A 20,757-nucleotide genomic window follows, 5' to 3' on the forward strand; every position below is an offset into this window, starting at 1 on the left:
GGGCTAAATGATAATTTAACCCTTTGAAATGAGGATTATTCTACTTCATTTTTTGCTTTCGGTAAAACAAGGTTTAAGATGATAGCAACAATCGCACATAAGCTGATACCTTTTAGTGATACGTTACCCACATCTACAAACATATTGCCGATACCAAATGTCATTACAACAGAAATAATACATAGATTACGCGCTTCGGTAACATCAACTTTGCCACGAATTAAGGTGCTAATGCCCACGACTGCGATTGAACCGAAAACAAGCATCATAATTCCACCCATTACAATCGTTGGAATGGTTGATAGGAATGCGCCTACTTTTCCACAGAATGAAATCGCAATAGCCCAAACAGCAGCCCAAGTCATAATATTTGGGTTAAAGTTGCGTGTTAGCATCACAGCACCAGTAACTTCCGCATAAGTCGTATTAGGCGGACCGCCCACTAAAGAAGCTGCAGCAGTAGCGACGCCATCGCCTAATAAAGTGCGGTGTAATCCTGGTTTTTTTAGAAAATCTTTACCTGTCACAGAGCTAATCGCCATAATACCACCAACGTGTTCTACGGCAGGGGCAATAGCAATTGGTAACATATAAAGAATAGCTTCTAGGTTAAATTCAGGTGTCGTTAATTTGGGCAAACTGAACCAAGGTGCATCAATAACTGGTTGGAAATTAATTAAACCCAGAAACAAACACAAAATATAGCCTACGGTAATACCGAACATTATTGGAATAAGTTTCATCAATCCTTTGGCAAATACAGCCACAGATAAAGTGGTAAGAAGCGTTACCATTGAAACTAATACTGCGTCGTTATAAGCATAGTTACTGTTTTTACCTAATGACATATCCACCGCAATAGGTGCAAGCCCCATGCCAATGATAATAATTACTGGCCCAACAACCACTGGTGGGAAAAAACGTTGTAGTGCTTCTGCTCCCCGTAATTTTACTAACGTACTCAAGGCGAAATAAACAAGCCCAGTAAACGCTAAACCGCCCATCGTAGTCGCAATACCCCAAGTTTGAACACCATATTGAATGGGCGCGATAAAGGCAAAAGATGATGCCAAGAAAATAGGCACTTGTTTGCCTGTACAAAATTGGAAAAGTAGAGTGCCAACGCCTGCTGTTAATAATGCCGTATTGGAATCAAGTCCTGTAATTAATGGTACAAGAACAAGCGCACCAAATGCGACGAAGAGCATTTGTAGGCCAACGAAAGATTGTTTTAATTTGCTTTGATTTTCCGAAGGAAAAGAAGAAGTTTGGTTTGTCATTTAGTTTCAACTCTCTGTTTGAATTAACTTAAAAGTGCGGTCAGTTTTTCTTGTGTTTCACGCACGGAAAAAAGACGGCTTAAATGCCGTCTTGTTTTGGGGATTATTTTGTCCCAAAAATTTTATCGCCCGCGTCACCAAGACCCGGAATAATGTAACCTTGTTCATTTAAATGGCTATCAATAGAAGCGCAGTAGAGTTCAATGTCAGGGTGCGCAGCCTCAAGAGCCTTAATTCCTTCTGGTGCAGCCACTAACACTAATACTTTGATATGTTTACAACCTTTTGCTTTTAAAAGATCGAGGGTGGCAATCATAGAACCGCCTGTTGCAAGCATTGGATCGACAACAATTGCAAGACGTTCTTCTAAATCGCTAGCTAATTTTTGAAAATAAGGGACTGGCTTAAGGGTTTCTTCATTACGGTAGATTCCCACTACACTGATACGCGCGCTTGGTACATGTTCAAGTACACCATCCATCATACCTAAACCAGCACGTAAAATTGGCACAACCGTTACTTTTTTACCTTTAATTCGATCAATTTCTACAGGGCCATTCCAACTGTTGATCGTTACTTTTTCAGTTTCTAAATCAGAGGTTGCTTCATAGGTTAATAGGCTACCAATTTCTGTTGCCAGTTCACGGAATTTTTTTGTATCAATCTCAGCTTCACGCATCACACCTAGTTTGTGTTTTACAAGTGGGTGTTTTACTTCAACTAGTTTCATTTTCACTCTCCTTTTGGCTCTTAAAAAACAAATTGACGAATTTTAGATTAAAAACATACAAAATGGTAGAGCTTAATAAAAATATTCTGATGGTTTTATAAATTTGGCAGGGAAATCTTGAGGGGAAAACACAATATTTTTAAACTGGTCGAATACTCTCTACATCTAATTTTGCATCGAATTCATTAAGCAACATTTGTAGTTTGCTATCTTTTTGCAATTCATTTTGAGCTTTTTCCCGCAATGCTTGATAAATATTACGGCGATATTCAATTGGCGTCGCGACATTGCTATCATCAAGATTGATTGTTAATCGAATATCTTTACCTTGCAATTTACTTAAAGCTTCAACCAAATTTTTTATACTTCTGTCTTGGCGTAAATGAGATTTTTCTGAATGTAGTCCAAGATTGATTTCATCATCGGTTTTGCTTTGTAAGAAACAATTTAACGCTAATTCTTTGCTAAATCCTGTTACGCCAGAACGTTCAACTATATCTGCCCACTCATCTTGTTGTTGAGTTTGGGTGATGATTTTTAAACGTAATTCAGGCGTAATATCTTTTAAAATCGCCTGTTTTATATCAGAAGGACGAACGCCTGTATCGGCTTTAGCAAGTTCTGGATTGCTCCATTCCCAACGATAGGTGTCAGCACTCAAGATTTCTTGTTCATCTTGAGCAACTTCTGCATTATCATCACTTGAATTTTCTTCTGTGCTATTTTCTTGTGGAGCTTGTGCGGCATTTGGTGGTGATGTTGGTTTTTCTATGTGCTTGGGCTTTGGTTCAGTCATTTCTCGCACGGGAAGTGCGGTCATTTTTTTATGAGATTTTTCTTCATCCAGTTCTTGGATGTGATGTAAAGTTTCACTTACTACAGCTAATGATTCAGCTTTGTGTTCTTGACGTTCTTGGTTTTCGAGTTGTGTTAAATGTTCCAGCGCATCTAAAGCGGAAAGGCTTGCCAAATTTGGAATGCTCGTTTTATTTGGTTTTGCTTGAGAATAAGCTGATTTTATACTTTGCGACAGTACTGGCACATCTACATAATTACCAGTATTTTCAACCGCACTTGGCGTTGATGGCGGTGGAGTAATTGTAGTGTTAGTCTTTGGTACTGCCGTAAGGAACTTTGGGTGGAATGCCAATGCCCTCAATAATGTCATTTCTGCTCCAATACGACGATTTGGCGCATTTGATAAATCTTTTCTACCAGAAACAATCACTTGATAAAAAAACTGAACATCTTCTGGAGAGATATGTTTGGCTAAAAATGAAAAATGTTCATTGTCATCTGAAGATTTTTGTGGAAGAAGTTGCATGAGTGCAATTTGATGTAATTTTTCTGCACATTCGCCAAGTAATTTGTCCCAATCGCCTGCCGCATCTGCAACTCTTTGCAGTGTTCGCATTAAGAGTTCGCCATTGCCTTGGTGTAAGGCGTATAAAATATCAACAGAATAGTTATCATCAAGCAACCCTAACATATTGCTTACAACATTATTCGTAACTTGTCGGTCGCCCATTGCAATGGCTTGATCCGTTAAACTTAAACTATCACGAATACTTCCTTGCGCCGCTTTTGCAAGTTTAACTAATGCAGGCTCTTCAAAAGGAATATTTTCTTGCGTCAAAATATGGGCAAGATGCTGGGAGATTTGAGTTTCATCTAATGCTTTAAGATGAAATTGTAAACAGCGAGAAAGAATAGTTACAGGTAGTTTTTGTGGATCTGTTGTTGCGAGTAAAAATTTTACATATTCGGGCGGTTCTTCTAAAGTTTTGAGCAACGCATTAAATGAATGACGAGATAGCATATGGACTTCATCGATTAAGTAAACCTTAAATCTGCCCACAACTGGTTTATATTGCACGTTATCCAATAATTCACGCGTGTCTTCAACTTTTGTGCGAGACGCCGCATCAATTTCAATTAAATCAATAAAATTGCCTTGCTCAATAGTTTTACAATTTTCACATTCGCCACAAGGCGTTGCCGTTACACCGTGAACACAATTTAATCCTTTCGCGAATAATCTAGCAATAGAGGTTTTTCCTACACCACGCGTGCCTGAAAAGAGGTAAGCGTGATGTAGTCGATTATCTTTTAATCCATTTGCTAATGCCGTGATAATATGTTCTTGCCCAACGACATCAGCAAATGTTTTTGGTCGCCACTTTCTGGCTAAGACTTGATAGCTCATCGAATCCTTAATTAATGACCTTCAAAATTGACGAGTGTATAGCAATCAACGCCCAAATTATTTAAGCGTTTTTCGCCACCTAATTCAGGTAAATTAATCACAAATGCAGCGTGTTTTACCGCTCCACCTAAACGTTGCACTAATTTTACTGTCGCTTCAACTGTGCCACCAGTTGCTAATAAATCATCAATAATTAAAACATTGTCACCTTCTGAAATTGCATCAACGTGCATTTCCAAAGTATCTTGACCATATTCTAATTGATAAGATTGAGAAATAGTCTCACGTGGTAATTTTTTAGGTTTACGTACTAATTCGAAAGGTAAACCTAGTGCTAAGGCAACGGGGGCACCAAAAATAAAACCACGAGATTCAGTTCCAAGCACTTTGGTAATTCCTTTATCGCGATATTGTTCCACAATAAGATCTATTGTTGCTTTAAAAGCTGCTGGAACTTCTAAAAGGGTCGTAATGTCGCGGAAGATAATGCCTTCTTTTGGATAATTAGGAATTGATTTGATAGAAGATTTGATTAAATCAAGTTGTGTAGTCATAAATAATGCTCAAAAGTGCGGTAAAAAAAAGAAACGTTTTTAGATTGGCATTCTATCATAAAAAAATAGAAAGAGAGGAAAATAAAAATCCCCAATTGGGGATTTTTATTTAGGCTGGAATTTTTAATCTAAGCAGAATTAAAAATTCTTCAATAAGAATTATTTTTTCTTCGCTTTTGCATTTGGAAGGTCAGTAATTGAGCCTTCAAATACTTCCGCAGCTAAGCCAACAGACTCATGTAACGTTGGGTGTGCGTGGATAGTTAATGCGATATCTTCTGCATCACAACCCATTTCAATTGCCAAACCAATTTCGCCTAATAATTCCCCACCATTAGAACCTACGATTGCACCGCCCAGTACACGATGCGTATCTTTATCAAAGATTAACTTCGTCATACCTTCTGAACATTCAGATGCAATCGCGCGGCCTGATGCAGCCCAAGGGAATTTAGCCACTTCGTAGTTTAAGCCTTCTTGTTTACATTCTTTCTCAGTTTTACCTACCCACGCCACTTCTGGTTCGGTATAAGCGATTGATGGAATTACTTTAGGATCGAAGTAGTGTTTTTGTCCTGCAATGACTTCTGCGGCAACGTGACCTTCGTGAACACCTTTATGTGCTAACATTGGCTGACCTACAATATCCCCAATTGCGTAGATATGTGGCACGTTGGTACGCATTTGTTTATCAACGTGAATAAAACCACGATCATCTACTTCAACGCCTGCTTTACCTGCATCAATCAATTTACCATTTGGCACACGACCGATAGCGACAAGTACTGCATCATAACGTTTGGTGTCATTACAGGCTTTGCCTTCCATTGAAACGTAGATACCATCATCTTTTGCTTCAACTGCAGTCACTTTGGTTTCAAGCATTAACTTGAATTTTTTCTCAACTTGTTTAGTGTAAATACCAACAACATCTTTATCTGCTGCGGGAATCACTTGGTCGAACATTTCAACAACTTCAACTTCAGAACCTAAAGCATTGTATACAGTACCCATTTCTAAACCGATGATACCACCGCCCATAATAAGTAGTTTTTTCGGTACTTCTTTTAATTTAAGTGCATCTGTTGAATCCCAAATACGAGGATCTTCGTGTGGGATAAAGGGTAATTGAACTGGACGAGAACCTGCCGCAATAATGGCATTGTCGAATTTAACAGTCGTTGGGTTTCCATCGCGATCACGCGCAACTAATGTGTGAGAATCGGTAAAAGTCGCTAAACCTTCAACAACAGTCACTTTACGTGCTTTTGCCATTCCTGCTAAACCGCCAGTTAATTTAGCAACAACAGCTTCTTTACCTGCACGTACTTCATCTAGCTCAATGCGTGGTTCACTAAAATAAATACCATTTTTATTAGCGTGCTTTGCTTCTTCAATTACTTTTGCAACGTGTAATAACGCTTTAGATGGAATACAACCTACGTTTAAACACACCCCACCTAAGGTTGAATAACGCTCAACAATAACAGTTTCTAATCCTAAATCCGCACAACGGAATGCGGCTGAATAACCGGCAGGACCTGCACCAAGTACAACGACTTGGGTTTTAATTTCTTTACTCATTTTTACCTCGTAAAAACGTTAAAAATATTGACCGCACTTTTACGGTCTTTATAGGATGGGTTTCTGCCCACCAAAGATTTCATTAATCGGTGGGCTTAAAGCCCACCTACAGATTACATTACTAAGCGACGTAAATCTGCTAAAACAGAGCCAAGATAGCTAATGAAACGAGCTCCATCTGCACCATCAATGACACGGTGGTCGAATGATAATGACATTGGAAGAATTAAGCGTGGCGCAAATTCTTTACCGTTCCATACTGGCTCCATTGATGATTTAGACACACCAAGGATAGCTACTTCTGGCGCATTTACGATTGGCGCAAAGTGCGTTGTACCAATACCACCAAGACTTGAAATGGTGAAACAGCCACCTTGCATATCAGATGCAGTCAATTTGCCTTCACGTGCTTTTTTCGATACTTCCATTAATTCACGTGAAAGTTCGATAATGCCTTTCTTGTTCACATTTTTGAATACAGGCACGACTAAGCCATTCGGCGTATCTACTGCGACACCGATGTTAATATATTTTTTCAGGATTAAGCGTTGAGCATCTTCGGTAATTGAGCTATTGAAACGTGGATACGCTTCTAATGCTTTTGCCACCGCTTTCATAATGAACACAACTGGCGTGATTTTTACGCCGAGTTTTTGTTTTTCTGCTAACGCATTTTGTTCTTTACGGAATGCTTCTAAATCCGTGATATCTGCTTTATCGAAGTGAGTAACGTGTGGAATTATTACCCAGTTACGATGTAAGTTAGCACCTGAAATTTTGTTGATACGACTTAATTCAACTTCTTCAATTTCGCCAAATTTACTGAAATCAACTTTTGGCCATGGCAATAAGCCTAATCCAGCACCATTTGCTACACCATTGCCAGTAGCTTGTGCTGTTGCACCGCTTTCATAAGCTTTAACTGCGGTCTTCACATAAGCTTCAATATCTTCTTTAACGATACGACCTTTACGACCAGTACCTTTTACTTTATCTAGATTTACACCAAATTCACGAGCTAAACGACGAATAACTGGTGTTGCGTGTGCATATCCTGTACTTGCTTCTACTTGTTCTTGGCTTAATCCAGATACGTTGTTATTTGATTGAGCTGCTTGTGCAGTAGTATCAGGAGCTGCTGCCTGTGGTGCTTGTGCAGTAGTAGCAGGAGCTGCTGTCTGTGGTGCTGATGTTGAAGCTGATGCTGATGCTGCTGGAGCTGCACCTAGTACTTCAAAACGCATAATTAATGAACCAGTTGAAACTTTATCGCCTGATTTCACTAAAATTTCTTTTACCACACCGCCGAATGGTGCAGGAACTTCCATTGAGGCTTTATCGCCTTCAACGGTAATTAAAGATTGTTCTTCAGTGATTGTATCGCCAACTGCAACCATAATTTCGGTTACATTGACTTCATCGCCACCAATATCTGGCACATTTACTTCTACAATAGCTGAAGCCGTTGGTGCGGTAGCAACCACTGGTGCAGTAGGCGCATCAGCTACTGGAGCAGTAGGCTCATCAGCTGCTGGAGCAGCACCTGCCGCTTCTAATACAAGCATTGGAGTACCAGTTGAAACTTTATCGCCCACTTTCACTAAAATTTCTTTTACAACACCCGCTTCTGGTGCAGGCACTTCCATTGAAGCTTTATCGCCTTCAACGTTAATGATAGATTGATCAACAGAAATGGTATCGCCTACGTTTACCATCACTTCTGTTACGGTAACTTCATCACTACCAATATCAGGAATTTGAATTTGTTTTGACATTTTTTGTTCCTTTTAAAGTGCGGTCATAAAACACAATGTTTTTTGACCGCAGTTTTCATCAATTACGCATAAAGCGGATTGATACGATCTACATTCAAACCGAATTTCGCAATCGCATCTGCAACCACTTGGTTAGATACTGTACCTTCTTTCGCTAATTGAGAAAGTGCAGCAACCACAACATAACGTGCATCAACTTCGAAGTGTTCACGTAAGTTTGCACGGCTATCTGAACGACCGAAACCGTCTGTACCTAATACATGATAGTGCTTACTTGGTACAAATGCACGGATTTGATCAGCATAACCTTTCACATAGTCAGTTGAAGCAACGGTTGGTAAATCAGCTAATACTTGAGCAACGTATGGTACGCGTTGTGTCTCTGTTGGGTGTAATAAGTTCCAACGTGCTGCATCATGACCTTCGCGTGCTAATTCATTGAATGAAGGCGCAGAAAATACATCTGAAGTCACACCGTAGTCATTTGCAAGAATTTGTGCCGCTTCACGAACGTGACGCATAATCGCACCAGAACCTAATAATTGAACGTGACCTTTGCCTTTTTTACCTTCCACTGTTTCAAATTTATATAAACCTTTACGGATACCTTCTTCCGCACCAGCAGGCATTGCAGGTTGATCCATCACTTCATTTAATGTAGTCATATAATAGAATACATCTTCTTGTTTTTCGCCGTACATACGGTTGATACCGTCTTGCATAATAACAGCAACTTCAAATGCAAATGATGGATCGTAAGTAACGCAATTAGGAATAACGCCCGCTTGAATATGGCTGTGACCGTCTTCGTGTTGTAAACCTTCGCCATTTAAGGTTGTACGACCAGAAGTACCCCCTACCATAAAGCCACGAGCTAATTGGTCGCCTGCAGCCCACATCATATCGCCCACACGTTGGAAACCGAACATTGAGTAATAGATAAAGAATGGAATCATCGGTTGGTTATTGACAGAGTACGAGTTCGCTGCTGCTAACCAAGATGCGGTTGCACCTAATTCATTGATACCTTCTTGTAATACTTGACCATCTTTTGCTTCACGATAGTAAGCCACTAAATCACGGTCTGAAGGTACATAGTTTTGACCATGTGGGTTATAAATACCAACTTGACGGAATAAACCTTCCATACCGAAAGTACGTGCTTCATCCGCAATCATTGGAACGATAGTTTTACCGATGTTTTTATCTTTTAATAAGATGTTTAATGCACGAGTAAACGCCATAGTGGTTGAAATACCACGAGGTTGTTCTTCTAATAATGCTTTAAACTCTTCTAATGCAGGAACTTTATATTCAACATCAAATTTAGTACGACGAGCGGGAACATAACCGTTTAATGCTTTACGGTGACCATGTAAGTATTCATACTCAGGTGTGCCTTCAGCAAATTTAATGTATTCTAATTTTTCTACTTGTTCATCGGTTAATGGTAATTCAAAGAAGTCACGGAAACCTTTAAGGCTTTCGTAAGACATTTTTTTAGATTGGTGAGCGGTATTTTTACTTTCCGCTTCAGGAATTTTATAACCTTTAACTTGATGCGCTAAAATCACAACTGGTTTCGTTGCATTTTGTGCTTTTGCATAGGCTGCATATAATTTTTCGCTATCATGTGCACCACGGCGTAATGCCCAGATTTCATCATCGGTCATATCAGCAACTAATGCAGCAGTTTCTGGATAACGACCGAAGAAGTGTTCGCGAATATATGCACCATCTTTAGATTTAAAGGTTAAATAGTCTCCATCAACGACTTCCATCATTAACTGAGTTAATTTACCTGAAGTATCTTTCGCGAATAATTTATCCCAATCGCTGCCCCATAAAACTTTAATCACTTCCCAGCCAGCACCAGTAAATAGCCCTTCTAATTCTTGAACGATTTTACCATTACCATTCACAGGGCCATCTAAACGTTGTAAGTTACAGCTGATAGTGAAGATTAAGTTATCTAACTTCTCACGAGCCGCAAAAGTTAATGCACCTTTAGACTCAATTTCATCCATCTCGCCATCGCCTAAGAATGCATAAACTTTTTGATCTTTGGTATCTTTTAAACCACGGTTATCGAGATATTTTAAGAAACGCGCTTGGTAGATGGCATTCACAGGGCCTAAACCCATAGAAACCGTAGAGAATTGCCAGAATTCAGGCATTAATTTAGGGTGTGGATATGAAGATAAACCGTCGGTAAAGGCTTCTTGACGGAAGTTATCCATTTGTTCTTCAGTTAAACGACCTTCTAAGAAAGCACGCGCATACATACCTGGTGCTGCATGGCCTTGGAAGAAAATTAAATCGCCGCCATTTTTCTCTGTTGCAGCTTTAAAAAAGTGGTTGTAGCAAACTTCATACATTGTTGCTGCAGATTGGAAAGTGGAAATATGCCCACCTAAATCAAGATCTTTCTTCTGACTGCGTAAAACCATCGCGATCGCATTCCAACGTACTGCTGAACGAATACGACGTTCGATGGCGTGATCACCTGGATAAGCAGGTTGCTCAGCCACAGGAATAGTATTCACGTAATCAGTGGTAACTCCTGTTGGCAATGAAACACCACTTGTACGTGCTTGACCAATAACTTGCTCAACAATATATTGAGCACGCTCAACGCCCTCTTCACGAATTAATGAATCTAATGATTGCAACCAATCTTGTGTTTCGATTGGATCAATGTCATTTTTTAAAATCTCAGACATAGGTTTTCCTTAATCTGTTTTGAGTGAATATTAGTTTAGACAAGGCTAAACACGAATACGGCAATATTTGCTTTTCACAAACATTTAACAAATCTTGTAAATTTTAGAAGATTTTTTGAGATAAAGATAGTGAATTTTCATCAAATCATCATATCAAATCAGCTTTGCCATAAATAATTATTTGAAAGTGCGGTAATTTTTTTGTGTTTTTTTGTTCGCTAAAATAACCAGTAAAATATTGCATTCCATCGGGCTTTGTTTTAAAGTTTTTTCAGATTTTTTTCAAAAAGGACTCAGCAATGCAGACAACAACTCGAACCCTCACTCAACACAAACGTATTGCACTTGTGGCTCACGATAGTTGTAAAAAAAATTTACTGAATTGGACGCAAAAACACAAAGAGGCACTTAAGCCTCATATACTTTATGCAACAGGTACAACAGGGCATATTTTAGAACGAGAAACAGGTTTAAGCATTCAATCTTTATTAAGTGGTCCGATGGGAGGTGACCAACAACTTGGTGGATTAATCGCAGAAAAGAAAATCGACATGATGATCTTCTTTTGGGATCCAATGAATGCTGCACCACATGATCCTGATGTGAAAGCCCTTATGCGTATTGCAACAGTGTGGAATATCCCTGTTGCGATTAATCAAAGCTCTGCAGATTTTCTTTTAACTTCAGTTTTATTTGAACAAGATGTGGAAATTGACGTACCAGATTATGAAGGGTATTTAAAAGAGCGGTTAGCTTAAACTGCAACGAAAATTTACCGCACTTTATAGTTGTAGGGTGGGCTTTAGCCCACCAATTAACCATAAAAAATAGAATAAAAACGGTGGGCTGAAGCCCACCCTACGATACTTTTAATTAAATACAAAACAGGGCGACAATTTATCGCCCTGTTTCAGTTATCTCCCAAATCCCCCCATTACAAGTATAAAGAGTACCACTTTCAACTGTTCTTCTGGGATTGGCTTGCCGTTTAGTTTCAAGTCGTTATTTTCTAGAGCAAGCGTTAATGTTACGGTTTTGTCCGTGTTTACGATAATGTCATTCACTTCACCTTCGGTAACTAATTCATTCAATCGGTGAACGAAATCTTGCTTTTGGTTTTCTGGTACAAATTTAGATAACAATGAAATCGCAGTTTCTTTGTTCACATCAAAATTGATTGAAAAATCTTTGAATTGTTTGTATAAGCCACTGCGCATTAAATCAAATTTAGGATTTGGCACTAAAGCAATATTTAGATCCAATGCCACTTTGCCTTTTTCATCAGAAATAGAAAGAGGGGTAAATTTAATTTGAGGCTGATTATTCGCAATGATCATGCCTGCTTGTTGTAATTTTTGCACCAATGTTTTAGATAAAGGCATATCTGAGTCGGCTTTGCCTATTGCAACTAAAATATTTAAAAGTTCTTGTAATGCGTTGCCATCAATATGGTTGAATTCTACATTGTTGGTCACTTTACCTAAGTTGTTACCGTTAATATGTAATTCATCCAGATTCGTTTTATTGATGATATTTACTGTATCACCCTCAACTTGTGTAGTTAAATTTGCTTGGCTATTTTTCTGAATAAGAGAGAATTTTTCGCCAGTCTCTGGAGATTCGGTATTTTGCTCAAAATAGCCTATTTTACTATTGATATTCCCACTATAAATAAATGGCCATTTTGTGCTTTGCAACGAGCCTTGTACGACAAGATCTTTTATTTTAATTGATGAAGCGGTTGAAACTGCATGATTAGGGGCATTTGAATTAAATGTATCGACAGATAGCACATAGTTATTTGGTGTATTTTGGTTTAAATCAATATTTAATACGACATTTGACCAATCAAAATCTGTCTTAGATTGCTCATTGTGATATTGCCCCGATGCAAGTTTTAATTCCGCATTACCGCTTAATGAATAATTCATTGCGAAATTCAGTTGTAACGGTTTCTCTGATTCTGTGATATCAAAGAATGCCTGAGTTGTTGCATTTTTTCCTAACAATGTTTGGCTTGAAAAAATGGCTGGAACGAAATTCAGTTTTGCCACACGATCAAGCGGCAAAGGCCCGTGATAAAGTGTTGATGATAAAGGAATAATGATCGTTTCATTTGCCTTGTGAATTTCTATTTGATCTTGAATGTGAGAGGCAAATAATCCTCTTTCAAATTTTATATTTTTATAAAAAATTTTACTTTCTTCTAATGCCTCAGTTTTGGTAAATAGTTGATTTAACTGTTTTAGTTGATGTAAATATTCTTCTTCAGCTTTTTTCCCTGTAAACCATGCACCTGCACACCAAACGGCAGCAAGAGAAATGACTACGCCTGCAGCAATTTTTGATTTTTTCATTTATTTCTTTCCTATTTTAAAGTAAAAATTTTCGCCAAATTTATCACAAATCCCTTTTTCTTGCCTGAAAATTTTTGTTTTCCCTTTGAACTTCATCATTTGAGACTTATTTTGAAAAACAAGAACGGAAATTACCGCACTTTAAGAAATAAAAAATTTTTAAAATTTTCTCTTGAAATGCGAAAGAATATCCACATCTTACAATTCGTAATAAATAGGTCTAAAAGCCCTACCCCGAATTTTAAAATTTTTACTAGGAGTACAAAATGGGAAAAATTATTGGTATTGACTTAGGTACAACAAACTCTTGTGTAGCTGTAATGGACGGCGATAAAGCGCGCGTAATTGAAAATGCAGAAGGGGCACGTACTACTCCGTCAATCATTGCATATACAGATAATGAAACCTTAGTTGGTCAGCCAGCAAAACGTCAAGCAATCACTAACCCAAAAAATACATTGTTTGCGATTAAACGTTTAATTGGTCGTCGTTTTGAAAGTGAAGAAGTTCAACGCGATATTAAAATTATGCCTTTCGAAATTACTCGTGCCGACAATGGCGATGCTTGGGTAAACGTGAAAGGTGATAAATTAGCCCCACCGCAAATTTCAGCAGAAGTGTTGAAAAAAATGAAAAAAACTGCAGAAGATTTCTTGGGTGAATCTGTAACTGAAGCAGTAATTACTGTGCCTGCATACTTCAACGACGCACAACGTCAAGCAACGATTGATGCAGGTAAAATCGCAGGTTTAGATGTTAAACGTATCATTAATGAACCAACAGCGGCTGCGTTAGCGTTTGGTTTAGGTTCAAGCAAAGAGAACCAAGTGATCGCTGTTTATGACTTAGGTGGTGGTACATTTGATATTTCAATCATCGAAATTGATAACTTTGATGGCGAACAAACTTTCGAAGTATTGGCAACCGGTGGTAACACTCACTTAGGTGGTGAAGACTTTGATAACCGTGTAATTGATTACATTATTGATGAGTTCAAAAAAGAACAAAATATCGATTTACGTAATGATGCAATGGCATTACAACGTGTGAAAGAAGCTGCAGAGAAAGCAAAAATTGAACTTTCATCAGCTCAATCTACTGAAGTGAACCTTCCGTACATCACTGCAGATGCGACAGGTCCTAAACACTTAGCATTAAATATCACTCGTGCAAAATTAGAAGCATTAGTAGAAGATTTAGTGGCAAGCTCAATTGAGTCTTTGAAAGCGGTATTAAAAGATGCAGATAAAGGTGTAAGCGAAATCCACGATATTATTCTTGTGGGTGGCCAAACTCGTATGCCACTTGTACAACAAAAAGTTGCTGAGTTCTTTGGTAAAGAAGCACGTAAAGATGTAAACCCTGATGAAGCGGTGGCAATCGGTGCGGCAGTTCAAGGTGGTGTATTAAAAGGTGATGTGAAAGATGTTCTTTTATTAGACGTAACTCCATTATCTTTAGGTATCGAAACCATGGGCGGTGTGATGACCACTTTAATTGAGAAAAATACCACTATTCCAACTAAAAAATCGCAAGTATTCTCAACAGCAGAAGATAACCAAAGTGCGGTAACTATTCACGTTCTTCAAGGTGAACGTAAACGTGCGGCAGACAATAAATCTTTAGGTCAATTCAATCTAGAAGGTATTAATCCTGCACCGCGTGGTATGCCACAAATTGAAGTAACATTTGATATCGATGCAAACGGCGTAATCAACGTATCAGCAAAAGATAAAAATACGGGTAAAGAGCAACAAATTCGTATTCAAGCATCATCTGGTTTATCTGATGAAGAAATTCAACAAATGGTGCGTGATGCAGAAGCAAATGCTGATGCAGACCGTAAATTTGAAGAAGTTGTTCAAGCTCGTAACCAAGCAGATGGTATTGCTCACGCAACACGTAAACAAATTGCAGAAGCTGGCGATGCATTGAGTGTCGCAGACAAAGAGAAAATTGAAGCTGCAGTCGCTGAGCTTGAAACAGCAGCAAAAGGCGAAGATAAAGCAGAAATTGAAGCAAAAATTGAAGCGGTAATTAAAGCCTCTGAACCATTAATGCAAGCAGTGCAAGCAAAAGCTCAACAAGCTGGTGGCGAGCAACCACAACAATCATCAGCAAAAGATGATGGCGTGGTAGATGCTGAATTTGAAGAAGTGAAAGATAATAAATAATTCACCGCTCTTCTTAGCATAAACAAAGGGCGTGGAAACACGCCCTTTTGGTGTATTTATTTTCAGCAACAAATTACAAAATTACTATGGCAAAAAAAGATTACTACGAAGTCCTTGGCCTACAAAAAGGGGCGAGTGAGGACGACATCAAACGTGCGTATAAACGTTTAGCGTCTAAACATCATCCCGATAAAAACCAAGGCAGTAAAGAAGCAGAAGAAAAATTCAAAGAAATTAATGAAGCTTATGAAGTATTAGGCGACGATCAAAAACGCGCAGCCTACGATCAATATGGCCACGCAGCCTTTGAACAAGGTGGTGGCACTGGTGGCTTCGGTGGCGGCTTTGGCGGTGCTGATTTTGGTGATATGTTCGGTGATATTTTTGGCGATATTTTCGGTGGTGGACGTGGTCGTCAGCGCGTTGTTCGTGGCGAAGACTTACGTTATGACTTAGAAATTAGCCTAGAAGAAGCCGTAAAAGGTACAACCAAAGATATTCAAATCAATACTCTTGCACATTGTGATAGCTGTGGTGGCTCTGGGGCTGAAAAAGGTTCTAAAGTGGAAACTTGTCCGCATTGCCACGGTTCTGGTCGAATTCGTCGTCAGCAAGGTTTCTTCGTATCTGAAAGTATTTGTCCAACTTGTCACGGTAGCGGTAAGAAAATTGAAAAACCTTGTCGCAGTTGTCATGGAGAAGGACGAGTTCATAAGAAAGAAAATCTTTCAGTAAAAATTCCTGCAGGCGTAGATACGGGCAACCAACTTCGCTTAGCTGGTAAAGGTGCAGCAGGCGAAAATGGCGCACCAGCTGGAGATTTATATGTTGTGATTCACGTGAGAGAACATAATATTTTTGAACGTGATGGCTCTAATCTTTACTGTGAAGTACCGATTAGCTTTGCTACTGCAGCCCTTGGCGGTGAAATTGAAGTGCCGACCTTAGATGGCAGAGTGAAACTTAAAATCCCTGCTGAAACGCAAACAGGAAAATTATTCCGCATGCGAGGAAAAGGTGTTGCTTCTACACGTAGTGGTTATGCGGGCGATTTAATTTGCCGTATCGTGGTAGAAACGCCCGTTAATTTAACCAGCGAACAAAAAGAATTACTCCACAAACTTGAGGAAAGTTTACAAGGTAAAGATTTAAGTAAACACGCACCAAAATCTTCAGGATTTTTAGACGGTGTGAAAAAATTCTTTGATAACTTGGGTAAATCTGACAAATAAAGATAATGAAAAAGTCCGCATTTCGCGGACTTTTTTATATGCAAATAATCTCTTCTAAAAATTACCGCACTTTGGGTTTTATTTGCGAACGGTGTATTCGCCTTCACAAACCCATTTATAACTTGTTAATGCTTCTAACCCCATAGGGCCACGAGCATGAAGTTTTTGGGTACTCACGGCAACTTCTGCGCCTAATCCAAATTGTCCGCCATCAGTAAAGCGTGTACTTGCATTCACATAAACGGCTGCCGCATCAACTTGATTGATAAATTGACGTGCTAGGTTTTGTGAGGAAGTTAAAATACTTTCAGAATGTTGCGTACCATATTGGCGAATATGCTCAATAGCGGCATGAATATCTTCCACAACAACCACATTCAAATCCAATGATCCCCATTCTTTTCGCAATTCTTTTTCTGTCACTTCGCAGACATTCGCACCTGCTTGTTTCAATATATTAAGTGCGGTGGATTTTGCGTGATATTTTACGTTTTTGGTAGCGAGGTGAGAGACGAGTTTTGGTAAAAATTCTTCAGCAATAGAATGTTGAACTAACAATGTTTCCAATGTGTTACAGGTGCTTGGACGTTGGGTTTTGGCGTTATCAATAACAAAAATCGCTTTATTTTGATCCGCACTTTTTTCAACGAAAGTATGACAAACACCCACACCACCCACAATAACAGGAATAGTCGAATGTTGTTTACACAATTCATGTAAACCCGAACCACCACGAGGAATAATCATATCCACATAGCGATCCAGTTTTAATAATTGCATAACGAGTTCACGGTTTGGATCGGTAATGGCTTGCACCGCAAATTTTGGTAAGCCTGCTTGCTCTAAAGCATTTTGTACAACTTCGATTAAAATCTTGTTAGAAAATTGTGTTTCTTTACCGCCGCGTAAAATCACCGCATTGCCAGTTTTAAGGCAAAGACTTGCCACATCAATGGTCACATTTGGGCGAGCTTCATAAATTGTACCAATGACGCCGAGCGGAGTGCGTACGCGTTCAATTTTAAGTCCGCTATCCAATGTACCGCCGTCTATGATTTTCCCCACGGGATCTGCTAGAGAAATAACGTGGCGTACATCATTAGCAATGCTTTGTAAACGTTCTTGTGTGAGCAGTAAGCGATCAATCAAGGCATCCGATAATCCATTTTGTTTAGCAAGTTCAATATCTTTTGCGTTTTCGGCTAAGATAAGCGGTGCTTGTTGTTGGAGTTGTTCTGCAATAATGGATAATGCACAATTTTTTTCAGCAGTGGTGAGTTGAGCCAAGATAAATGCAGCATCTTTGGCTTGTTTACCCATTTGTTCTAACATAGTTATTCCCTTTATTGTATTTATTTCTTTTTATTTGGCAGCTTATCTTGTTCTTCCGATGTGAGTTCTTGGTAATTAAACACCGGCAACCCCCATTCGAAATGAATAGCTAAAAGGCGTAAAGTAAAGCTGCTAATAAGTGTGAGTAACACGGCAAGTGTATGTTCTACTTGAAGTGTACTTAATGCGTAATAAGTCAGCGTGGCAAATAGCGCAATGCTGGCATAGAGTTCTTTTTGGAACACGAGAGGAATTCGATTGCATAGCATATCGCGTAGAACCCCGCCAAAGGTACCAGTAATACAGCCTGCAATACAAACAATGGTAAGGCTATGTCCCATATCCATTGCAATTTGTGCGCCAATAATGGAATACACCACTAAGCCCATCGCATCAAGCACCAAGAAAATAGTGCGAAAGTAGCGCATAAAATGATTGATAAATGGTGCAACATATACGGTAATTACCGCCGCACTTGCCACCATTAAAAAATATTCTGGGTGCTTAACCCAGCCGAGAGGGTAATGTCCGAGCAGTACATCACGCACAGAGCCGCCACCAATGGCAGTCACAGATGCGATAATGATCACGCCAAAAATATCCATTTTCTCACGACCTGCCGCAAGTGCGCCTGTCATTCCTTCAGCGGTGATACCGATGATATATAAAATACTAAGTAACATTCATGTACCTAAGTGCGGTTAAAATTGGTTTCATTTTACTTTAAAATTTAATGAATTTTTAGCATAATGACGCATTATTTTTTCAGACGTCAAAATTATGTCAGAACAATCTTCTAAATATATCGCAGCATTGCTTGCGGTATTATCGATCTCAATGGTGCTTGGCATCGATCTATTTATTTTTTCTTTGCAATCTGAAAAGCAAACAATGCCTCATTTAGGTGTAGGCGTGTTGGTTGCACAGTTAATTTCGTTGTTGGTGTTTTATCGCGGCGAAATTTGCCCAGGACAACGTGGTCGTTTAATCAAAGTGAATATGACTTTTGCTATTTATTGGGCAGTGTGGTTGCTGATAAGCCTATTACAAAATAATCACACGCTTACTAACGTAATGAGCGTATGTGGTCTTTCTGTCGTGTATTTTATTTGGAAACAACCCAAAACTGAAAAAATTCGTAACAGCTTTTTATTGATGGCTGCATTAATTGCGGGTTTAGGTTGCTTGAGTTATTTAATGATTTTTACCGTGCTTCCTGCGAGTGATTTTGCTGAATATAACCCTTTTGCACCAATTTTATCTGGCGTGATTTTAGCAAATCTTGCGCTTGTTATTGCACGAAATCGTTTACAAGGTTTTATAGCATTGTTGCCCTTAGCAATGATTATATTGCTTGCTCTAAATGCTTTGGCAATGTTTTTATTTTTACTTTTAAATGGTATGGAAAGTGCGGTTAATTCTGACAGTGTTTTTGCCTACATCATTTATTTTGTTTGCCATTTTGTGATTGCGGCTATTCTGATTCTGCATAGTTTCCAAAAGTGGATATTATCTACCAATAGTTTATTTATCCTATTATTTATTGCTGTTTGCTTGCCGTTATGGATGGTTTTTGTTTAATAAAGAAAACAATCATTGCGCCGTGGGGAATTTACCCACGGCTTTTAAGATTTCGGCTGGTTAGAAAGTAATACGCCAACACGGAAATCACGACACATGCCCCCATAGTAAAGAGCATTGGTGCGGCAGTATCCATTTTCATTGACGCGACTAAACTTCCCATAATTGCACCCACTGCAAAACGTACGCTACCAATCAAAGAATTTGTTGTTCCCGCCATTTGAGGACATTTTTCTAAAGCTGATGCCATTGCATTTGATGAAATCACTGGGTTTGGACCGACGAAAAAGGCGACGCCAATTGCCATTGGCCAAAAACCAAGATCTAAAAGTGCGGTCAAAATTAGCCACATTCCAGAAAGGAATTGAATTGCGAGGGCTATCCGTAACATTGTTTCTGCACCCACTTTAGTAACAAATCGGCTATTTAAAAACGAGGCAAAGATCATCGTAACGATATTCATCATAAAGAAATAACCGAACTGATCGACGGGAACGCCATAAATGCCGATATAGACAATTGATCCTGCCGTCACAAAAGCAAACAACCCGCCAAAGCTAAAAGAGGCGGCAAACATATAGCCAAGCACTTCTTTTTGCTTCCAAAGCAGAAGGAAATTGCGAGCGATAATATTTAAGCGCAGCGGAATGCGATTTTCTTTTTTATGGGTTTCTGGAATGATGAAAAAGACCAATGCAGCGGCTAATAATCCCACAAGCGAAATAACGTAAAAAATCGCATGCCAATGGAAAAATTTAACGATGTAACCCCCAATAATTGGCGCAACTAAAGGCGCAAGCATAAACACTAACGTAATGGTGGACATCACTTTGGATAGCTGATCTTTACTAAATAAATCACGCAATAATGCGCCAGAAAGTACTACAGGTGCGGCACCAAAGAAACCTTGCACAAAACGAAGTGCGGTAAAATTTCCAACTGAATTTATTTCGGTAAGCACTAAAGCTGTTAATGCACCCACAATAACACCGAGTAAAATGATCGGTTTTCGTCCGAAACTATCACCAAAAGGCCCCCAAAAAAGCTGACCAAACGCCATGCCATAAGCAAAAGAGGTGAGCGTGTGTTGTACTTGTTCTGGACTCACGCCGAGATCTTTCGCAATTTCTAAAAAAGACGGCAAATACATATCCACGCCAAAGGGCGGTAGCATAGAGAGAATACCGAGGGTAAGAATAAAGATGAAAGTCGATTTTTGTTGATTCATA

Annotated in this window: 15 protein-coding genes; 4 read left to right on the forward strand and 11 right to left on the reverse strand. The window is 39.0% G+C overall.

Annotation, left to right across the window (positions count from 1 at the left end):
• Window positions 1-35: 35 nt before the first annotated feature.
• From HMPREF2644_RS05410 to aceE, 7 genes are all read right to left on the reverse strand, one after another.
• Window positions 36-1,280, reverse strand: a complete 1,245-nt coding sequence (locus HMPREF2644_RS05410; RefSeq protein ID WP_005657620.1) for a nucleobase:cation symporter-2 family protein — start codon at window positions 1,278-1,280, stop codon at window positions 36-38.
• 103 nt (window positions 1,281-1,383) lie between these two features.
• On the reverse strand, window positions 1,384-2,010 hold the full coding sequence (gene upp, locus HMPREF2644_RS05415) for a uracil phosphoribosyltransferase (protein WP_005657618.1): 627 nt from the start codon (window positions 2,008-2,010) through the stop codon (window positions 1,384-1,386).
• 139 nt (window positions 2,011-2,149) lie between these two features.
• Window positions 2,150-4,216, reverse strand: coding sequence for a DNA polymerase III subunit gamma/tau (gene dnaX, locus HMPREF2644_RS05420; RefSeq protein WP_011272715.1), 2,067 nt, complete (start codon window positions 4,214-4,216; stop codon window positions 2,150-2,152).
• Window positions 4,217-4,227: 11 nt separating this feature from the next.
• The gene (gene apt / locus HMPREF2644_RS05425; RefSeq protein WP_005650156.1) at window positions 4,228-4,770 is read right to left on the reverse strand and encodes an adenine phosphoribosyltransferase; all 543 of its coding nucleotides are present in this window, start codon (window positions 4,768-4,770) and stop codon (window positions 4,228-4,230) included.
• A 159-nt stretch (window positions 4,771-4,929) separates the two neighbouring features.
• Complete coding sequence (gene lpdA, locus HMPREF2644_RS05430; RefSeq protein ID WP_005663527.1) at window positions 4,930-6,354, reverse strand: dihydrolipoyl dehydrogenase; 1,425 nt, start codon at window positions 6,352-6,354, stop codon at window positions 4,930-4,932.
• Window positions 6,355-6,467: 113 nt separating this feature from the next.
• Window positions 6,468-8,129 carry a pyruvate dehydrogenase complex dihydrolipoyllysine-residue acetyltransferase gene (aceF, locus tag HMPREF2644_RS05435; RefSeq protein ID WP_048951725.1) on the reverse strand — a complete coding sequence of 554 codons (1,662 nt, stop codon included), beginning with the start codon at window positions 8,127-8,129 and terminating at the stop codon, window positions 6,468-6,470.
• 62 nt (window positions 8,130-8,191) lie between these two features.
• The gene (gene aceE / locus HMPREF2644_RS05440; RefSeq protein WP_011272712.1) at window positions 8,192-10,852 is read right to left on the reverse strand and encodes a pyruvate dehydrogenase (acetyl-transferring), homodimeric type; all 2,661 of its coding nucleotides are present in this window, start codon (window positions 10,850-10,852) and stop codon (window positions 8,192-8,194) included.
• A 299-nt stretch (window positions 10,853-11,151) separates the two neighbouring features.
• On the opposite strand from aceE, the gene mgsA reads away from it, so the two are divergent.
• Window positions 11,152-11,610, forward strand: a complete 459-nt coding sequence (gene mgsA, locus HMPREF2644_RS05445) for a methylglyoxal synthase (protein ID WP_005687337.1) — start codon at window positions 11,152-11,154, stop codon at window positions 11,608-11,610.
• A 156-nt stretch (window positions 11,611-11,766) separates the two neighbouring features.
• Here the strand turns inward: mgsA and HMPREF2644_RS05450 are convergent, their stop codons facing one another.
• Window positions 11,767-13,209, reverse strand: a complete 1,443-nt coding sequence (locus HMPREF2644_RS05450) for a YdgA family protein (protein WP_011272711.1) — start codon at window positions 13,207-13,209, stop codon at window positions 11,767-11,769.
• Between the two features lie 266 nt (window positions 13,210-13,475).
• Here HMPREF2644_RS05450 and dnaK point away from each other — a divergent pair, with 266 nt between their 5' ends.
• Both dnaK and dnaJ read left to right on the forward strand, forming a co-directional pair.
• Window positions 13,476-15,383: a molecular chaperone DnaK gene (dnaK, locus tag HMPREF2644_RS05455; RefSeq protein ID WP_005694297.1), complete on the forward strand. Its 1,908-nt coding sequence runs from the start codon at window positions 13,476-13,478 to the stop codon at window positions 15,381-15,383.
• An 86-nt stretch (window positions 15,384-15,469) separates the two neighbouring features.
• The gene (dnaJ, locus tag HMPREF2644_RS05460) at window positions 15,470-16,615 is read left to right on the forward strand and encodes a molecular chaperone DnaJ (protein ID WP_011272710.1); all 1,146 of its coding nucleotides are present in this window, start codon (window positions 15,470-15,472) and stop codon (window positions 16,613-16,615) included.
• A gap of 78 nt (window positions 16,616-16,693) precedes the next feature.
• Here dnaJ and proA read toward each other — a convergent pair whose 3' ends face one another.
• Together proA and HMPREF2644_RS05470 are read right to left on the reverse strand one after the other, a co-directional pair.
• Entirely contained in the window at window positions 16,694-17,947 is a 1,254-nt protein-coding gene (proA, locus tag HMPREF2644_RS05465; protein WP_011272709.1) for a glutamate-5-semialdehyde dehydrogenase, read from the reverse strand.
• A gap of 20 nt (window positions 17,948-17,967) precedes the next feature.
• Window positions 17,968-18,630, reverse strand: coding sequence for a trimeric intracellular cation channel family protein (locus tag HMPREF2644_RS05470; RefSeq protein WP_070828293.1), 663 nt, complete (start codon window positions 18,628-18,630; stop codon window positions 17,968-17,970).
• 97 nt (window positions 18,631-18,727) lie between these two features.
• Here HMPREF2644_RS05470 and HMPREF2644_RS05475 point away from each other — a divergent pair, with 97 nt between their 5' ends.
• Window positions 18,728-19,528 carry a hypothetical protein gene (locus HMPREF2644_RS05475; protein ID WP_011272708.1) on the forward strand — a complete coding sequence of 267 codons (801 nt, stop codon included), beginning with the start codon at window positions 18,728-18,730 and terminating at the stop codon, window positions 19,526-19,528.
• 31 nt (window positions 19,529-19,559) lie between these two features.
• Here HMPREF2644_RS05475 and HMPREF2644_RS05480 read toward each other — a convergent pair whose 3' ends face one another.
• Window positions 19,560-20,756 (reverse strand): Bcr/CflA family multidrug efflux MFS transporter, encoded by a 1,197-nt coding sequence (locus HMPREF2644_RS05480; RefSeq protein WP_005689530.1) that lies wholly within the window; start codon window positions 20,754-20,756, stop codon window positions 19,560-19,562.
• Window position 20,757: the final 1 nt, after the last annotated feature.

The organism is Haemophilus sp. HMSC071C11 (genome assembly GCF_001837655.1).
GTDB lineage: Bacteria > Pseudomonadota > Gammaproteobacteria > Enterobacterales > Pasteurellaceae > Haemophilus > Haemophilus influenzae.

Bases quoted from the DNA above. Each gene is read 5' to 3' on its own strand.
- HMPREF2644_RS05410 (WP_005657620.1), bottom strand. From the start codon at position 1,280: ATGACAAACCAAACTTCTTCTTTTCCTTCGGAAAATCAAAGCAAATTA.
- upp (WP_005657618.1), bottom strand. From the start codon at position 2,010: ATGAAACTAGTTGAAGTAAAACACCCACTTGTAAAACACAAACTAGGT.
- dnaX (WP_011272715.1), bottom strand. From the start codon at position 4,216: ATGAGCTATCAAGTCTTAGCCAGAAAGTGGCGACCAAAAACATTTGCT.
- apt (WP_005650156.1), bottom strand. From the start codon at position 4,770: ATGACTACACAACTTGATTTAATCAAATCTTCTATCAAATCAATTCCT.
- lpdA (WP_005663527.1), bottom strand. From the start codon at position 6,354: ATGAGTAAAGAAATTAAAACCCAAGTCGTTGTACTTGGTGCAGGTCCT.
- aceF (WP_048951725.1), bottom strand. From the start codon at position 8,129: ATGTCAAAACAAATTCAAATTCCTGATATTGGTAGTGATGAAGTTACC.
- aceE (WP_011272712.1), bottom strand. From the start codon at position 10,852: ATGTCTGAGATTTTAAAAAATGACATTGATCCAATCGAAACACAAGAT.
- mgsA (WP_005687337.1), top strand. From the start codon at position 11,152: ATGCAGACAACAACTCGAACCCTCACTCAACACAAACGTATTGCACTT.
- HMPREF2644_RS05450 (WP_011272711.1), bottom strand. From the start codon at position 13,209: ATGAAAAAATCAAAAATTGCTGCAGGCGTAGTCATTTCTCTTGCTGCC.
- dnaK (WP_005694297.1), top strand. From the start codon at position 13,476: ATGGGAAAAATTATTGGTATTGACTTAGGTACAACAAACTCTTGTGTA.
- dnaJ (WP_011272710.1), top strand. From the start codon at position 15,470: ATGGCAAAAAAAGATTACTACGAAGTCCTTGGCCTACAAAAAGGGGCG.
- proA (WP_011272709.1), bottom strand. From the start codon at position 17,947: ATGTTAGAACAAATGGGTAAACAAGCCAAAGATGCTGCATTTATCTTG.
- HMPREF2644_RS05470 (WP_070828293.1), bottom strand. From the start codon at position 18,630: ATGTTACTTAGTATTTTATATATCATCGGTATCACCGCTGAAGGAATG.
- HMPREF2644_RS05475 (WP_011272708.1), top strand. From the start codon at position 18,728: ATGTCAGAACAATCTTCTAAATATATCGCAGCATTGCTTGCGGTATTA.
- HMPREF2644_RS05480 (WP_005689530.1), bottom strand. From the start codon at position 20,756: ATGAATCAACAAAAATCGACTTTCATCTTTATTCTTACCCTCGGTATT.